This is a genomic window from Actinokineospora sp. NPDC004072 (genome assembly GCF_053604195.1).
Genome location: NZ_JBSGHB010000003.1, coordinates 451323 through 467569, shown reverse-complemented (window position 1 = coordinate 467569; position 16247 = coordinate 451323). Strand labels below are relative to the sequence as shown.

The 16247-nt window shown below is 71.8% G+C and carries 17 protein-coding genes; 7 read left to right on the top strand and 10 right to left on the bottom strand.

Annotation, left to right across the window (positions count from 1 at the left end; genetic code table 11):
• Positions 1-141: 141 nt before the first annotated feature.
• Positions 142-447: a hypothetical protein gene (locus tag ACWEPX_RS07095; RefSeq protein WP_451896161.1), complete on the bottom strand. Its 306-nt coding sequence runs from the start codon at positions 445-447 to the stop codon at positions 142-144.
• Between ACWEPX_RS07095 and ACWEPX_RS07090 the strand changes: the two genes are divergently transcribed.
• Positions 446-1021 carry a pentapeptide repeat-containing protein gene (locus ACWEPX_RS07090; protein ID WP_451896160.1) on the top strand — a complete coding sequence of 192 codons (576 nt, stop codon included), beginning with the start codon at positions 446-448 and terminating at the stop codon, positions 1019-1021. The two genes, ACWEPX_RS07095 and ACWEPX_RS07090, sit on opposite strands and share 2 nt — an antisense overlap.
• Before the next feature lie 33 nt (positions 1022-1054).
• Here the strand turns inward: ACWEPX_RS07090 and ACWEPX_RS07085 are convergent, their stop codons facing one another.
• From ACWEPX_RS07085 to rpmH, 8 genes are all read right to left on the bottom strand, one after another.
• Positions 1055-2008, bottom strand: coding sequence for a ParB/RepB/Spo0J family partition protein (locus ACWEPX_RS07085; protein ID WP_451896159.1), 954 nt, complete (start codon positions 2006-2008; stop codon positions 1055-1057).
• Positions 2005-2895: a ParA family protein gene (locus ACWEPX_RS07080; protein ID WP_451896158.1), complete on the bottom strand. Its 891-nt coding sequence runs from the start codon at positions 2893-2895 to the stop codon at positions 2005-2007. The genes ACWEPX_RS07085 and ACWEPX_RS07080 overlap by 4 nt, the downstream gene beginning before the upstream one ends.
• Positions 2896-2946: 51 nt before the next feature.
• On the bottom strand, positions 2947-3618 hold the full coding sequence (rsmG, locus tag ACWEPX_RS07075) for a 16S rRNA (guanine(527)-N(7))-methyltransferase RsmG (protein ID WP_451896157.1): 672 nt from the start codon (positions 3616-3618) through the stop codon (positions 2947-2949).
• A gap of 150 nt (positions 3619-3768) precedes the next feature.
• On the bottom strand, positions 3769-4302 hold the full coding sequence (locus ACWEPX_RS07070; protein WP_451896156.1) for a Jag family protein: 534 nt from the start codon (positions 4300-4302) through the stop codon (positions 3769-3771).
• A gap of 29 nt (positions 4303-4331) precedes the next feature.
• Positions 4332-5381: a membrane protein insertase YidC gene (gene yidC / locus ACWEPX_RS07065; RefSeq protein WP_451896155.1), complete on the bottom strand. Its 1050-nt coding sequence runs from the start codon at positions 5379-5381 to the stop codon at positions 4332-4334.
• 3 nt (positions 5382-5384) lie between these two features.
• Positions 5385-5681, bottom strand: a complete 297-nt coding sequence (yidD, locus tag ACWEPX_RS07060; RefSeq protein ID WP_451896154.1) for a membrane protein insertion efficiency factor YidD — start codon at positions 5679-5681, stop codon at positions 5385-5387.
• Positions 5678-6046, bottom strand: coding sequence for a ribonuclease P protein component (gene rnpA / locus ACWEPX_RS07055; protein ID WP_451896153.1), 369 nt, complete (start codon positions 6044-6046; stop codon positions 5678-5680). The genes yidD and rnpA overlap by 4 nt, the downstream gene beginning before the upstream one ends.
• A 14-nt stretch (positions 6047-6060) precedes the next feature.
• Positions 6061-6198, bottom strand: coding sequence for a 50S ribosomal protein L34 (gene rpmH, locus ACWEPX_RS07050; RefSeq protein WP_189209013.1), 138 nt, complete (start codon positions 6196-6198; stop codon positions 6061-6063).
• A gap of 421 nt (positions 6199-6619) precedes the next feature.
• Between rpmH and dnaA the strand changes: the two genes are divergently transcribed.
• Positions 6620-8131 (top strand): chromosomal replication initiator protein DnaA, encoded by a 1512-nt coding sequence (gene dnaA, locus ACWEPX_RS07045; RefSeq protein ID WP_451896152.1) that lies wholly within the window; start codon positions 6620-6622, stop codon positions 8129-8131.
• Between the two features lie 249 nt (positions 8132-8380).
• Here dnaA and ACWEPX_RS07040 read toward each other — a convergent pair whose 3' ends face one another.
• Entirely contained in the window at positions 8381-9472 is a 1092-nt protein-coding gene (locus tag ACWEPX_RS07040; RefSeq protein WP_451896151.1) for a S1 family peptidase, read from the bottom strand.
• A gap of 637 nt (positions 9473-10109) precedes the next feature.
• Here ACWEPX_RS07040 and dnaN point away from each other — a divergent pair.
• The 5 genes from dnaN (at position 10110) to gyrB (ending at position 16231) form a co-directional block, all read left to right on the top strand.
• Positions 10110-11252 (top strand): DNA polymerase III subunit beta, encoded by a 1143-nt coding sequence (gene dnaN / locus ACWEPX_RS07035; protein WP_451896150.1) that lies wholly within the window; start codon positions 10110-10112, stop codon positions 11250-11252.
• Between the two features lie 26 nt (positions 11253-11278).
• Entirely contained in the window at positions 11279-12190 is a 912-nt protein-coding gene (gnd, locus tag ACWEPX_RS07030) for a phosphogluconate dehydrogenase (NAD(+)-dependent, decarboxylating) (protein ID WP_451896149.1), read from the top strand.
• Positions 12191-13339, top strand: coding sequence for a DNA replication/repair protein RecF (recF, locus tag ACWEPX_RS07025; protein ID WP_451896148.1), 1149 nt, complete (start codon positions 12191-12193; stop codon positions 13337-13339).
• Positions 13340-13556: 217 nt separating this feature from the next.
• Entirely contained in the window at positions 13557-14051 is a 495-nt protein-coding gene (locus ACWEPX_RS07020) for a DUF721 domain-containing protein (RefSeq protein ID WP_451896188.1), read from the top strand.
• 200 nt (positions 14052-14251) lie between these two features.
• The gene (gyrB, locus tag ACWEPX_RS07015; protein ID WP_451896147.1) at positions 14252-16231 is read left to right on the top strand and encodes a DNA topoisomerase (ATP-hydrolyzing) subunit B; all 1980 of its coding nucleotides are present in this window, start codon (positions 14252-14254) and stop codon (positions 16229-16231) included.
• The last annotated feature ends 16 nt before the right edge of the window (positions 16232-16247 follow it).

The window sequence follows — 16247 nt, the reverse complement described above, 5'->3', positions numbered from 1 at the left end:
AAACTCGCGAGGGCGTGAACGGGCTCCGCCCGCCTTCACCGCCTTCACGCCCAAGCGGCGTTTCGCTTAGGGGTCCCCGCGAATGCGAGTTCACCCCATCGGACCCACCCACCAAGCCGCGGGACCACCTTCACCGGACCCCTACCCCTCCACCCCCGCACCATCACCGCCATAGCCGCCGCCACCACCGCGATCACCCTCACCCTCTGGTGGGCAGGCACCGCCGGTCTCACCGGCCCAGAGCTGGTGAAGGCCCGCTTCGACGCCCTCCGCATCGGCCTCAGCATCGGCCTCGGCGGTGGTGGCGCCTTCGCCCTCTACCTGTCCTGGCGCAGGCAGCGCTCCACCGAGATCGCCCTCCTCCAGAAGGAGCAGGACCAAGCCGACGTGGCCCGCGCGTACGCCCTCCAGGAGCGCGTCGCCGCCGCATCCGCGTCCGATCCTCATGTGCGGCTACCTGCGCCTGCCCTACGCGGTGCCGGAGGAATCAGCCAAGCCGTGGGAGGCCAAGGAGGAGCTGCAGGTGCGCCTGACCGCGCAGCGGATCATCGCCCACCACCTGCGCCCCAGGAGCGAGCCGGTCGCGGGCACCTACTGGCCGGATGTCGACCTCGACCTGACCGGCGCGGTCCTGGTCGAGTTCAACCTGACCAACGCGCACCTGCGGAGCCTGCGCGCCGCCGGGGCGGTGTTCATCGGCGCGACGTGGCTCAACGGGCTGCGGTTCGACGCGAACGCGCGGTTCGAGGGCGCCGAGTTCCGCGGACCGGTCCGCTTCGACGGGTCGACCTTCGCGGGCGTCGCCCACTTCGCGCACACCCGCTTCGCCGCCCGGACCCGCTTCACCGATGGCCGCTTCGAGCACCGGACCTCCTTCGCGGACGCCGAGTTCGAGGGTCCGGTCTCGACCGCCCGCGCGGTCTTCGCCCAGCCGCCGGTGCTCGACGGGACGGAGTTCCGCCACGGCAACCCCTTCACGCAGAGCGACGATGAGGCGCACACACCGCCATCGTCACCGTGACGAAACGCCCTGGTGTGGTTCCCTACGGCTGATTCATGTCCGATTAACCCCGTTTTCCGCCATCAGCTCCACGATCCGCTCCAAGTCGTCCACCGAGCCGAACTCGACCACGATCCGGCCCTTGCGCTTGCCGAGTTCGACCTTCACGCGGGTGTCGAAGCGGTCGGAGAGGCGGTCGGCGACGTCTTGGAGGCCGGGCGCGTGCATGGGCTTGCGCGGGGCGGGCTTGGCCTTCGGCGGGGGAGCGCCCTTGGCCAGGGTGACGGCTTCCTCGGTCGCCCGCACCGACAGCCCCTCGGCGACGATCCGGGTGGCCAGGTCCTCCTGCGCGCCCGGGTCGTCCAGGCCGAGCAGGGCGCGGGCGTGACCGGCCGACAGCACCCCCGCGGCCACCCGGCGCTGGACCGGCAGCGGCAGGCGCAGCAGCCGGATCGTGTTCGTGATGACCGGGCGGCTGCGGCCGATGCGGCCCGCCAGCTCCTCGTGGGTCACCTCGAACTCGTCCAGCAGCTGCTGGTAGGCCGCCGCCTCCTCCAGCGGGTTGAGCTGCACCCGGTGGATGTTCTCCAGCAGGGCGTCGCGCAGCATCGCGTCGTCGGCGGTCTGCCGCACGATCGCCGGGATGTGCTCCAGCCCGGCGCGCTGGGCGGCGCGCAGCCTGCGCTCGCCCATCACCAGCTCGTAGGCGCCGTTCAGCTCGCGCACGACGATCGGCTGCATGAGGCCGAACTCGCGGATCGAGTGCTCCAGCTCGGCGAGCGCGTCCTCGTCGAAGACCTGCCGCGGCTGCTTCGGGTTCGCCGTGATCGAAGCGGTGGGGATCTCCCGGTAGACCGCGCCCGGCTCGCCCGCGGGCGGCGGCTCGGCGGGTGGGGGAGTGGGCAGCTTCAGCCCGTTGGCCACCGGCCCGGCGGGCGGGCCCTGCGGGATGAGGGCGGCCAGCCCCCGGCCTAGGCCGCCCTTGCGCCCGCCGCCTGCCGCGCTCACTGGCCTGCTCCGCGCTCGGCCATCTCGCGCGCCGCGTCGAGGTAGCTCATCGCGCCGCGCGATCCCGGGTCGTAGGCGAGCACGGTCTGGCCGTAGCCCGGCGCCTCGGAGACCTTCACGCTGCGGGGGATGACGGTGCGCAGGACGACCTCGCCGAAGTGGTTGCGGACCTCGGTGGTCACCTGGTCGGCCAGCTTGGTGCGGCCGTCGTACATCGTCAGCAGGATGGTCGAGACGGTCAGCGCGCGGTTGAGGTGGCGCTGCACGAGCTCGATGTTGCGCAGGAGCTGGCTCAGCCCCTCCAGCGCGTAGTACTCGCACTGGATCGGGATGAGCACCTCCTGGGCGGCGACCATCGCGTTGACGGTCAGCAGGCCCAGCGACGGCGGGCAGTCGATGAAGACGTAGTCCGGGGCGATCTGGTCCAGCGCCTCGTCGGACAGCGCCTCCTTGAGCCGGGACTCCCGGCCCTGCATCGACACCAGCTCGATCTCCGAGCCCGCGAGGTCGATGGTGGCGGGCACGCAGAACAGCCGCTCGGACTGGTCGCTCACCTGGGCGGCCTCGGCCAGCGACAGCTCGCCCAGCAGCACCTCGTACACCGACGGCGTGCCGGAGCGGTGGTCGACGCCCAGCGCGGTGCTCGCGTTGCCCTGCGGGTCGAGGTCGATCACCAGCACCCGCAGCCCGTGCATGGCCAGCGCGGCGGCGAGGTTCACCGTGCTCGTCGTCTTGCCGACGCCGCCCTTCTGGTTGGCGACGGTCAACACGCGGCGGGTCAGCGGGCGGGGGAACATCCGATCGGGGTGCTTGATCCGGGTGGCCCGGGCGGCCTCCTCCTCGATCGGCGTCCAGCCCGCGATGGACGACGCGGTCGGCTGGCTCATCGCGTCCCCTCCGACCGCCGGTGTTTCACGTGGAACATCCTCGCTCCGTTCTCAACCTCGACGTGCACGCTGGTCCTTCCCGGTCCGCCGGGGCAGCCGCTCGACCACCACCACGGTGGTCGGCGGATCCACCACGGCGGCACCGCACCTCTCGATGCGCGGGTCGCCCCCGCCCGCGCGCCGGATCTCCGCGCGGTCCCGCTCGATCTCCTCGGCCGCGCTGGCCCCCTTGAGCGCGACCATCCGACCACCCGGCCGCAGCAGCGGCAGGCACCACGCGCTGAGCTTGCCCAGGGGAGCGACCGCACGGGCGGTGACCACATCGGCCCCGGAAACCCGGTCGCGCACGGCGGGCTCCTCGGCCCGCCCGCGCACCACGACGACGGACGACAGGCCCAGAGTCTCCACCACCTCCGCCAGCCACGCCACCCGCCGCGCCATCGGCTCCACCAGGGTCACCGCCAGGTCCGGCCGGGCGATCGCCAGCGCGACGCCGGGCAGGCCCGCGCCTGAGCCGACGTCCACCACCTTCGCCCCGACCGGCAGCACCTCGGCGACGACGGCCGAGTTGAGCACGTGCCGGTCCCACAGCCGGTCCACCTCGCGCGGGCCGATCAGCCCGCGCGCCACCCCGTGCTCGGCGAGCAGCTCGACGAACCGCTCGGCGAGCGCGGCCCGGTCCCCGAAGACCGCCGACACCCGGTCCCGATCAAGGTTCGTCATGTGCCTTCCGATGTTCCACGTGAAACGGTGCGCCCGTTGATTGTCGCCGATGGGTCCGTCACATCCGCAGCAGACTCCCCGTGTTTCACGTGGAACACGAAAGGGGCGCGGCCCGCCGAAGCGGACCGCGCCCCTGTGCGTCGCACGGAACTACTGGGGGAAGACGACCACCCGGCGCCGGGGGTCCTCGCCCTCGCTCTCGCTGTGCACGCCCTTCACGGTGGCGACCGCGTCGTGCACGACCTTGCGCTCGAACGGCGTCATCGGCTGCAGCCGGATGCGCTCGCCGGTGGACAGCGCCTTCTCCGCGGTCGCCCGGCCGAGGTCGGCCAGCTCCTCCCGGCGCGTGGCCCGCCAGCCCGCGATGTCGAGCATCAGCCTGCTGCGCGTGCCGGTCTCCTGCTGCACCGCCAGCCGGGTCAGCTCCTGCAGCGCCTCCAGGACGCTGCCCCGCGGGCCGACCAGCTTGTCCAGGTCCTCGCCGCCGTCGATGCTCACCACCGCGCGGCTGGCCTCGACGTCGAGGTCGATGTCCCCGTCGTAGTCCAGGATGTCGAGCAGGCGCTCCAGGTAGTCGCCCGCGATGTCGCCCTCCTTGACCAACAGGTCCTCGGTGGCCGCCGCCTTCTCGACCGGCGACTCCTCGGCCGCGGTGGTCTCCGACTCCTGCACCGTCTCCGGCACGGTAACTCCTCTCCAGGTCGAGCGACGCCTCAGCGGTTCTTGCGACCTGACTTCTTGCGGGAACGGTCCGCGCTCGGACCGGGAACCTGGGTGCCGGGTTTGCCGGTCTGCGGCTTCGCGCCCGGGCGCGGCTTGCTGCCCGGCGCGGGCTTCGCGCCGCCGGTGGTGGGCTCGGCCGCGGTCTCGGTGGCAGCGGCGTCGGCGTCGGCGGGCTTGCGCTGCGGGGCGGCCTTCTTCGGCTGCGGCTTCTGGCCGGGCTTGGGCGCGGCGGCCGACCGCTTCTCGATCGCGGCGGCCTTCGCCTCCGCCTCTTCCTTGTCGATCTTGCGGTAGACGACGTGCTGCTGCATCAGCGTCCAGCTGTTGTTGCTCAGCCAGTAGACCAGCAGACCGATCGGGAAGAAGAAGCCACCGATGAGCACGCCCAGCGGGAAGATGTAGAGCGTCAGCTTGTTCATGATCGCGGTCTGCTGGGTGGCCGCGTCCGGGTTCTGCCGGGACACCGAGTGCCGCGCGGTCAGGTGGGTCAGCGCGGAGGCCAGGATCATCAGCGGGACGGCGACCATGATGACCGAGCCGCGGTCGACCTGGAAGTTGGCCAGCTCCACCGCGGGCTGGGTGATCCAGTTGCTCAGGCGGGCGCCGAGGAGGTTCGCGTCCAGGTAGGACTGCACGCCTTGGGCGTCGAAGAAGTAGTTCTCGGTCTTGCCCGGCTTGAACTCGCGCAGCACGTGGAACAGGCCGATGAAGACCGGGATCTGCAGCAGCATCGGCAGGCAGCCGCCCAGCGGGTTGACCCCGTGCTGGGACTGCAGCTTCTGCATCTCCTGCGCGAGCTTCTGCCGGTCGTTGGCGTACTTCTTCTGCAGCTTCTTGATCTCGGGGGCGAACTCCTGCATCTTCCGCATGGAGCGCACCTGCTTGACCATGGGCTTGAACATGATCGCGCGCAGGGTGAAGACGAGGAAGACGATGCCCAGCGCCCACGAGATCGCACTGGCCTCACCGAAGATGTGACCGAAGACCCAGTGCCAGCACCACAGGATGAAGGACACCGGGTAGTAGATGAAATCGAGCACGAACTACTCCTCGGCAGCTCTCACGTCAGCCGGGCCGGTCCCGGTCAGGTTCTCGGGGTGCCGCGGCGGCACCGGGTCCAGTCCGCCGGGGTGCCACGGGCCGCAGCGCAGCAGGCGGCGCAGCGCCAGCCACGAGCCGCGCAGCGCGCCGTGCTCGGTGAGGGCTTCGGCGGCGTAGGCGCTGCAGCTGGGGTAGAAGCGGCAGGCGGGCGGCAGCAGCGGCGAGATCCACTTGCGGTAGGCGCGCACCGGGGCCAGCAGCACCCGGGCGCCGAGGCTCGGCGCGGTTCCCACCGTCACGACTCATCACCACTCGACAACCGGAGCTTGCGCAGCGCGGCGTCGAGGTCGGCGCCGAGCTCGGCGCTGGACGCCTCGGCGGCACGCGGCAACGCCCGCACGACCAACGCGCTGCCCGGCGGCAGAGTTCCGAGCCGGTCGCGGACCACGTGCCGAAGCCGCCGGGTCACCCGGTGGCGGACCACCGAGTTGCCCACGGCCTTACTCACGACGAAACCGACCCTCGGCGAACCGGGGTCGGCTTCGGGGTCCGGCGGGCCCGCCACCGCGTGCACCACCAGCCTGGACCGGCCCGCCCGGCGACCCCCGCGGGTCACCAGCCGGAAGTCCGCACTGCTGGTCAGCCGGGCGGCCGCGGGGAGCACGGCGGCGGCAGGGCTCAGGCCGACAGCTTGTCGCGGCCCTTGCGCCGACGGGCGGCGAGGATCGCGCGGCCCGCGCGGGTGCGCATCCGCAGGCGGAAGCCGTGCGTCTTGGCGCGGCGGCGGTTGTTCGGCTGGAAGGTGCGCTTGCTCACAGCTCTATCTCCCGGGTACTAGCCCTGCCAGTCGTTCTGGCCGTAGGTCGGGTCTCGCGCGGGCACGGCCCAGGCGGATCGCGCGCAAGCCGCTCACGGTGCGGGCACGCGGAACTCGCCCGCCGCAAGCGGGAGACCTTATGAGAGTACGCACCCGCCCCGGCGGGGACAAATCCGGGTGCCGGGCGATCGCGTCTTGTGGCGCGCGGCCGTCCTTGTTAGCGTGCGGGCTCTTGGCTTGCCGGACGCCGATGGGAGCCCCTGCCGGGCCAACCGTGCCGGACCACTGAGTACCGTTGACCCCGCCACGGGCTGTCGCCGCGGTTCGCCGTACCTTCGTGCACAGTTGTGGACAACTGTTGTGGATGAGCGCCGGGCGACCGGTGTGCGGGGGCCGTCGGAGGGGAGGGGAGCGGCGTCGATGTCCGAGCACCAGATGAACCTGGGTGTGGTCTGGGAGCAGGTCGTGCGCGAGCTGTCCGCCGGGACGCTGTCTCCTTCGCAGCGCGCGTGGATGCGGATGACCCGCCCCATCGGCCTGCTGGACGAGACCGCGCTGCTGTCGGCGCCCAGCGAGTTCGCCAAGGAGGCGATCGAGCGCGCCCTGCGCGAGCCGATCACCTCGGCCCTGTCCCGCAGGCTCGGCCGGGTCGTGTCGCTGGCGGTCAAGGTCGACACCGCCCCCGCGCCCGTCCCGCAGCCGGTGCCCGCCCCGATCGAGGTGGTCGAGGCCGAGCCGGTCGTGCTGCCCGTCGACGCCCCCGACGAGGACACCGACGGCGAGGAGGTCGACGAGGAGGGCGACGCCCTCGCCGCCGTCCACGAGATCTGGCCGACGTTCAACGGCCGCCCGGCCACCGGCCAGCCCTACACCGCGCCCGCCCAGCCGCAGACGTCCAAGACCCGGCTGAACGAGAAGTACACCTTCGACACGTTCGTCATCGGCGCGTCCAACCGCTTCGCCCACGCCGCGTCCGTCGCGGTGGCCGAGGCGCCTGCGCGGGCGTACAACCCGCTGTTCATCTGGGGCGAGTCCGGCCTGGGCAAGACGCACCTGCTGCACGCGGTGGGCCACTACGCCCAGCGGCTGTTCCCCGGCATGCGCGTGCGGTACGTCTCCACCGAGGAATTCACCAACGACTTCATCAACTCGCTGCGCGACGACCGCAAGGTGGCCTTCCAGCGCCGCTACCGCGACATCGACGTGCTGCTGGTCGACGACATCCAGTTCCTGGAGGGCAAGGAAGGCACCCAGGAGGAGTTCTTCCACACCTTCAACACCCTCCACAACGCCAACAAGCAGATCGTCGTCTCCTCCGACCGCCCGCCCAAGCGGCTGGAGACCCTGGAGGACCGGCTGCGCACCCGGTTCGAGTGGGGCCTGATCACCGACATTCAGCCGCCCGAGCTGGAGACCCGCATCGCCATCCTGCGCAAGAAGGCCGCTCAGGACCGCCTGGCCGTGCCCGGCGAGGTGCTGGAGTTCATCGCCGCCCGCGTCGAGGCCAACATCCGCGAGCTGGAGGGCGCCCTGATCCGGGTGACCGCCTTCGCCAGCCTCAACCGCCAGCCGGTCGAGGTCGGCCTCGCCGAGATCGTCCTGCGCGACCTCATCCCCGACTCCCAGGCCCCGGAGATCTCCGCGGCCCAGATCATGGCGGTCACCGCCGAGTACTTCGGCGTCTCCATCGAGGACCTCTGCGGCCCGGGCAAGACCAAGGCCCTCGCCGCCGCCCGCCAGATCTCCATGTACCTCTGCCGCGAGCTGACCGACCTCTCCCTCCCCAAGATCGGCCAAACCTTCGGCGGCCGCGACCACACCACCGTCATGCACGCCGACAAGAAGATCCGCAAGGAAATGGCCGAACGCCGCAAGGTCTACGACCAGGTCCAGGAACTGACCTCCCGCATCAAGCAGCGCGCCCGCGGCTGACCACCGCCCCTGCGCACCCACAGAGGCATCCACAGCCCCCGCCCTTCCCCACCACCCTTTCGGCGCAAGCGCCCAACCACCCCAAACACAAGCAACCCCCACCGCTCCCCGGGGGGACGGCCCTTGGCCAGTCTATCCGGATGGGGAGAAGTGAGGGGGATTCATCCACAGGGGTTGATGGGGGTTGTGGATATGTGGAACAGCCCCCTCGCGGACCCGTCCGTCCGCGAGGGGGCTGTGGTCGGGAGGTTAGGGCTTGTCGGTCTTCAGGGTGTAGCTGCCGGAGCCGCTGTAGGCGTGGATGCGCCAGCGGTAGTAGCCGGCGGTGCCGGTGTAGGTGACCTCTTCAGTGGCCTGCGGGGTGGCGCCGGAGCCGACGTTGGCCCAGGTGGAGCCGTTCCACTTCTGCAGGTAGAGGTCGTAGTCGGCGCCCGCGGGGCCGGTCAGGCAGCCGCGGTGGGTGCCGGAGGTGGTGGTCTGGTAGTAGCTGTTGTTGGGCTGGATCGCCTGGCCGCCGGAGGTGAGGGAGCCGGTGAAGGTCTCGCCGGAGCAGTTGCCGGGCTCCGGGTCGGGGCCGCCGCCGTCGAGGTCGCCGGTGTGGCCCTCGATCCAGGACTTGAACGCCGGGACCTTCATGTAGATCGACGGCGCGGTGGCGCAGGTGGGGTTGTTGCGGCCGGCGCGGCTGGTGGCGCCGCCGAGCTCCCAGCCGTTGGTGCCGCGCACGACCAGCGGGCCGCCGGAGTCGCCGTAGCAGGCGCCGCGGCCGGAGGTGTCACCCACGCAGAGCTCGTAGGTGGCGCTGTTGCCCTGGCAGCCGGTGACCAGCGTCGTGTCGAGCTGCATCAGGGTGTTGGGCGGGCTGCCGCAGCCGCTGGTGGGGCAGGTCTGGCCGTGGCCCATGATCCGCACCGCGGTGCCGGTGTTCAGGGCGGCGGCGGTGATCTTGATCGGGGTCTGGGTCGAGGCGCTGCTCAGGCGCAGCAGGGCGATGTCGTAGCCGCTGGGGCCGCTGATCTGCTGGGCGACGTTGCGGGTCTCGCCCGCGCCCAGGGTGGTCCCGCCGATGCGCACCGAGGTGACGCTGCCGATGCAGTGGTTCGCCGTGACGACCCACAGCGGCGCGATCAGCGAGCCGCCGCAGCCGAACCGGCCGTTGGACAGCAGCTTGGTGTAGAAGGGGTAGTTCTCGGTCGCGGGGGTGCCGCCGATGATGTACGGCTGCACGTCGCCAGCTGTGGAGCTGGGCGGGGTGGCCTGGGCCGCGCCCGTGAACGCGACCAACCCGCCGGCACAGGTCGCCGCCGCGGCGAAGGCCGCCGCGAGTTTCCGAAGCCGCATCCGGCTTCTCCTTCCATATGCAGGGTCCGCCTCGCGCGCAGGGTTGCGTGAGGCGCTCCGTCACTATGCGGTCACGGGGCGAGGCAGGAACAATCACAGTTGCCCATAGCTTCGGTGGATGGCCTGGCGGTTTATTGCCCCCGTGGAGGCCGCGGCCCGAGATCTGCGTCACCGATCCGGGGGAGTTCGCCATCCACAGCCCTGTGGGTGGGCTCGGGACAGCCTGGGGGCTACTCGGTGCACAACTGGGGACCGGGCTGTGGACAACCGGGGGGTCGGTGTGGACCGCTCGTCCACAGGGTCGAGCTGTCCACGGGAGGCCCGAGTTGTCCACCGCGGCCATGCCCCGGTCGTCCACATCGATCGGCACCGGGTGAGCTGCGCGGACGGGCGTTGTCCACACAACCCACAGCCCTTACTACTGCTGCTGTCTTTGCTCTTCCTCCACAAGAACAAAAGAAGAAACAGGGGAGCGCCGAATCTGGGGACAGCCCGGTCCCGGCCCCTCCCGGGCTCGTCCGCCCCGACATGACGACCAGGCCGCGAACGCTCTACGGTTGGGCCCTACAGCGTGGACAGCCCGCCCGGGTCACGCCCCCGGCGTGGTCGACCCGCACGGGCGGTGGAAAGGACTCCCATGAAGATCCGCGTCGAGCGCGACAGCCTCGCCGACGCTGTCGCCTGGGTGGCGCGCAGCCTTCCTTCTCGGCCTCCGGTCCCCGTCCTCGGCGGTGTGCTGCTGGACGCCACCGCCCCCGACGGGGCCGACGGCGCGACGGGCCTGACCGTCTCCGGATTCGACTACGAGGTCTCCGCGACGGTCAACGTCCCCGCCACCATCGCCGACGAGGGCCGCACGCTCGTCTCCGGGCGGCTGCTGGCCGACATCACCAAGGCGCTGCCCGCCCAGCCGGTGGAGATCTCCGTCGACGGCGCCCGGGTCGCCATCACCTGCGGGAGCGCCAAGTTCAGCCTGCCCACCATGCCCGTGGAGGACTACCCGTCGCTGCCTGCCATGCCCCAGCACGCCGGCGAGGTCGCCGGTGAGGTCTTCGGCCAGGCCGTCAGCCAGGTCGCCGTGGCCGCGGGCAAGGACGACACGCTGCCGATGCTGACCGGCGTCCGGGTCGAGATCGCAGGCGACAAGCTGACCCTGGTCGCCACCGACCGCTTCCGGCTGGCCATGCGCGAGTTCGAGTGGAAGCCCAGCGGCGACGTCGAGGACGCCGCCGTGCTCGTCCCGGCCCGCACCCTCGCCGACGCGGCCAAGGCGCTGGGCTCCTCCGGGCGCACCGTCGAGCTGGCGCTGTCCTCCGGCGACGGCCTGCTCGGCCTGTCCGGCTCCGGCCGCCGCGCCACCACCCGGCTGCTCGACGCCGAGTTCCCCCGCTACCGCCAGCTGCTGCCCAACGAGCAGAGCTCCAGCGCGATCATCGCCGTGGCCCCGCTGGTCGAGGCCATCAAGCGCGTGTCGCTGGTCGCCGAGCGCGGCACCCAGGTCCGGCTGGAGTTCGCCGACGGCGGCCTGCGCCTGTCCGCGGGCGGCGACGACGAGGGCAGCGCGGAGGAGGAGCTGCCGGTGGAGTTCACCGGCGACCCGGTGACCATCGCCTTCAACCCCGCCTACCTGCAGGACGGCCTGGCCGCCCTGCACGCCGAGCGCGCCGAGCTGTCGTTCACCACGCCCAACCGGCCTGCGCTGATCAAGCCCGTCGGCGAGGATGGGGAGGTCGCCCCCGGGTACCTCTACCTGCTCATGCCGGTCCGCCTCCCGGGCTGACCGGCATCCCAACCGAGAGGAGCACCGTGCAGCTCGGACTCGTCGGCCTCGGCAAGATGGGCTTCAACATGCGCGAGCGGCTGCGCGCCGCCGGGCACGAGGTCATCGGCTACGACCGCAACCCGGAGGTCAGCGACTCCGCCTCGCTGGCGGACATGGTCGCCAAGCTCGACGCGCCGCGCACGGTCTGGGTCATGGTCCCGGCGGGCCAGCCGACCCGCACCGTGGTCGCCGAGCTCGGCGACCTGCTCAGCGCGGACGACCTGGTCATCGACGGCGGCAACTCCCGCTACACCGACGACCGCGGCAACGCCGACCTGCTCGCCGCCGACGGCATCGGCTACCTCGACGTCGGGGTGTCCGGCGGGGTGTGGGGCCGGGAGAACGGCTACGGCCTGATGGTCGGCGGCGACGCGAAGTTCGTCGAGCGGGCCATGCCGATCTTCGACGCGCTGCGCCCGGAGGGCCCGCGCGAGGAGGGCTTCGTGCACGCCGGGGCCACCGGGGCGGGCCACTACGCGAAGATGGTGCACAACGGCATCGAGTACGGCCTCATGCAGGCCTACGCCGAGGGCTACGAGCTGCTCGACGCCGCCGACGAGGTCACCGACGTGCGCGGGGTGCTCAAGGCGTGGACCCGCGGCACGGTCGTGCGGTCCTGGCTGCTCGACCTGCTGGTCAAGGCGCTGGACGAGGACCCGCGGCTCAGCGAGATCAGCGGGTACGTCGAGGACTCCGGCGAGGGCCGGTGGACCGTCGAGGAGGCGGTGCGCCACTCCGTCCCCGCGCCGGTGATCTCCGCGGCGCTGTTCGCCCGCTTCGCCTCCCGCCAGCCCGACTCGCCCGCGATGAAGGCCGTCGCGGCGCTGCGCAACCAGTTCGGCGGGCACGCGGTGCACAAGGCGGGCCCCACCTCCGGAGCAGGCGACACCCAGTAGATGCACGTCCGGCACTTACAGGTCGCCGACTTCCGCTCGTGGGAGCACGCCGACCTGGAACTGGAGCCGGGCCCGGCCGTGCTCGTCGGCCGCAACGGCCAGGGCAAGACCAACCTGGTCGAGGCGGTCGGCTACGTGGCGACCCTGGCATCGCACCGGGTCGCCGCCGACGCGCCGCTGGTCCGGCACGGCGCCCAGCGCGCCATCGTGCGGCTGGCCGTGGTCAACGACGACCGCGAGCTGACCGTGGAACTGGAGATCACCCCGGGCAAGGCCAACCGGGCGCGGGTCAACCGCGGCGCGGTCGGGCGGCCCCGGGACGTGCTCGGCATCCTGCGCACGGTGCTGTTCGCGCCCGAGGACCTGGCGCTGGTGCGCGGCGACCCGGGCGAGCGCCGCCGGTTCCTCGACGACCTGCTGGTCCAGCGCGCCCCGCGGTACGCGGGCGTGCGCGCGGACTACGACAAGGTGCTGCGCCAGCGCAACGCGCTGCTCAAGAGCGCCGCCGCCAACCGGCGCGCGCGCCGCGCCGACCCCGACGCGCTGTCCACCCTCGACGTGTGGGACGGCCACCTCGCCGCGCACGGCGCGCAGCTGCTCGCGGCGCGCCTCGACCTGGTCGCCGCGCTGCGGCCGCGGGTCGCCGAGGCGTACGCCGGGGTGGCGCCGGAGTCCGCGGCCGCCCGCGTCGCCTACCGCGCGGGCGTCGAGCTGCCCGGCGGCTACGGCGTCGACGTGCCCGCCGACGCCGCGGTCCTAACCGACGCGCTGCTGGCGGCGATGGCCGAGCGCCGCGACGGCGAGCTGGAGCGCGGGGTCAGCCTGGTCGGCCCGCACCGCGACGAGCTGGAGCTGGCGCTGGGCGACCTCCCGGCGAAGGGCTACGCCAGCCACGGCGAGTCCTGGTCGTTCGCGCTCGCCCTGCGCCTAGGCTCCTACGAGCTGCTGCGCGCCGAGGGCAGCGAGCCGGTGCTCATCCTCGACGACGTCTTCGCCGAGCTGGACAAGGCCAGGCGGGAGCGGCTGGCCGCGACGGCGCTGGCCGCCGAGCAGGTGATCGTGACCGCCGCGGTCGCCGAGGACGTGCCCGCCGAGCTGGACGGCGCGCGGTACCGGGTGGCCGACGGGGAGGTGCGCCGTGTCCGATGACCTCTTCGGCGGCGGGCTGTTCGCCGAACCCGAACGGCCTAGCGCCGGACCACAACCGGTGACCACTTCCGGGCCGAAGAACCCCACATCTGGGGACAACCCTGTGGATAGTGTGGATAACACGGTGACCGAGCGAGCGTTCGGCCTACCCCGGGTGCCCGCGGCGGGCGAGCCATCCACACCCCGGCACGCCGCCGACACGCACCGTGACGAGCCGCTGCGCGGTCCGGACCTGGCCCGCGCCGCGCTCGAAGCCGCCCGCAAGCAGGCCCGCGCCAAACCCAAGCGCGGTGTTCCACGTGGAACCACGGCAGGCTCGCGCAGGCGACGCCGCTGGTCGGGGCCCGGAGCCGACGAGCGCGATCCGCAGCCGTTGGGCAGACTGGCATCCCGGCTGGCCGCCGACCGCGGCTGGTCGGACCAGCTCGCGGGCGGGCGGGTGTTCGGCAAGTGGGCGGCCCTGGTCGGCCCCGACGTCGCCGAGCACGCCAAGCCGCTGTCGCTCAAGGACGGCGAGCTGACCGTCCAGGCGGAGAGCACCGCGTGGGCCACGCAGCTGCGGCTGCTCCAGCGCCAGCTGCTCGCGCGCATCGCCGCGGGCGTGGGCGCCGGGGTGGTGCGCAAGCTCAAGGTCCAGGGGCCCGCCGCGCCGAGCTGGCGCTACGGCCCCCGGCACGTCCCGGGCCGCGGGCCGCGCGATACCTACGGTTGAAAATCGCGGCTTGAAGCCGCGTGACGGGCGTCCGGACCCGCGCTGATGTCGATCGGCGCGTCTGTGAGCAAGACAGGCGGGTCCTTGGGCCACTTCTGAGCGGGCGCACCAGTAGTATGGAGCCAGGCACGCGCGGGCCCTTCAGACCAACGGCCGCCGCCCCCACGAAGCTGACCGATCGCCTGAGGAGACACCGCCACGTGGCTGACAAGCAGGAGAGCACCTACGGTGCCGGCTCAATCGGCGTCCTCAAGGGGCTGGAGGCCGTGCGCCTGCGCCCCGGCATGTACATCGGCTCCACCGCCGAGTCCGGCCTGCACCACCTGATCTGGGAGATCGTCGACAACAGCGTCGACGAGGCGATGGCCGGGCACGCCACCATGGTGGAGGTGACGCTGCTCGCCGACGGCGGCGTCCGCGTCGTCGACGACGGCCGCGGCATCCCCGTCGACGAGCACCCCGAGGAGAAGCGCTCCGCCCTGGAGGTCGTGCTGACCGTCCTGCACGCGGGCGGCAAGTTCGACAGCGACAGCTACGCCGTCTCCGGCGGCCTGCACGGCGTCGGCATCTCGGTGGTCAACGCGCTGTCCAGCAGGCTGGTCGCCGAGGTCAAGCGCCAGGGCCACGTGTGGCGCCAGGAGTACCGCGGCTCCGAGCCCGTCGCCCCGGTCGAGCGCGGCGAGGCGACCGACGAGACCGGCACGCTGATCACCTTCTGGCCCGACGCCGGCATCTTCGAGACCACGACGTTCAACGCCGAGACCGTCGCCCGGCGGCTGCAGGAGATGGCCTTCCTCAACAAGGGCCTGACGATCACCCTGCGGGACGAGCGCGTCTCCGACGAGGACGCGGCCGAGGACGCCACCGGGCAGCCCGCCGCGGTCAAGGAGCGCACCTTCCACTACCCGGGCGGCCTGGAGGACTTCGTCCGCCACATCAACCACGCGCGCGAGGCCCTGCACCCCAACGTCATCGCCTTCGAGGCCGAGGACAAGGACAAGGGCATCCAGGTCGAGGTCGCGATGCAGTGGAACACCGGCTACAGCGAGTCGGTGCACACCTTCGCCAACACGATCAACACCCCCGAGGGCGGCACCCACGAGGAGGGCTTCCGCGCCGCGCTGACCCGGGTGGTCAACCTCTACGCGCGCGACAAGAAGCTGCTCAAGGAGAAGGACGCCAACCTCGGCGGCGACGACGTGCGCGAGGGCCTGGCCGCGATCGTGTCGGTGAAGCTGGCCGAGCCGCAGTTCGAGGGCCAGACCAAGCAGAAGCTGGGCAACAGCGAGGCCAAGACCTTCGTCCAGGCCACCTGCAACGAGTGGCTGGCCGACTGGTTCGAGCGCAACCCCACCGAGGCCAAGCTCATCGTCACCAAGGCGGTCTCCTCCGCGCAGGCCCGGCTGGCCGCGCGCAAGGCCCGCGAGCTGGTCCGCCGCAAGGGCGCGCTGGACATCGGCGGCCTGCCCGGCAAGCTGCGCGACTGCCGCTCGACCAACCCCGAGGAGTGCGAGCTCTACATCGTCGAGGGCGACTCGGCTGGCGGCTCGGCCAAGGAGGGCCGCGACTCGGCCTTCCAGGCGATCCTGCCGATCCGCGGCAAGATCATCAACGTGGAGAAGGCGCGCATCGACCGGGTGCTGAAGAACACCGAGGTGCAGAGCCTGATCACCGCGCTGGGCACCGGCATCCAGGAGGACTTCGACCTCGCCAAGCTGCGCTACCACAAGATCGTGCTGATGGCCGACGCCGACGTCGACGGCAAGCACATCACCACGCTGCTGCTGACCCTGCTGTTCCGGTTCATGCGCCCGCTCATCGAGCACGGCCACGTGTACCTGTCCCAGCCGCCGCTCTACAAGATCAAGTGGCAGCGCGCCGAGCCCGAGTACGCCTACTCCGACGCCGAGCGCGACGGGCTGCTCGAGGCCGGGGTCGCCGCGGGCAAGAAGATCAACAAAGAGGACGGCATCCAGCGCTACAAGGGCCTCGGCGAGATGAACGCCGAGGAGCTGTGGGAGACCACGATGGACCCGGCCAACCGGCTGTTCCTGCGGGTCAACCTCGACGACGCCGCCCAGGCCGACGAGCTGTTCAGCGTGCTCATGGGCGAGGACGTCGACGCCCGGCGCTCCTTCATCACCCGCAACGCCAAGGACGTCCGCTTCCTCGATGTCTGATCCGGCCCCACCCGAT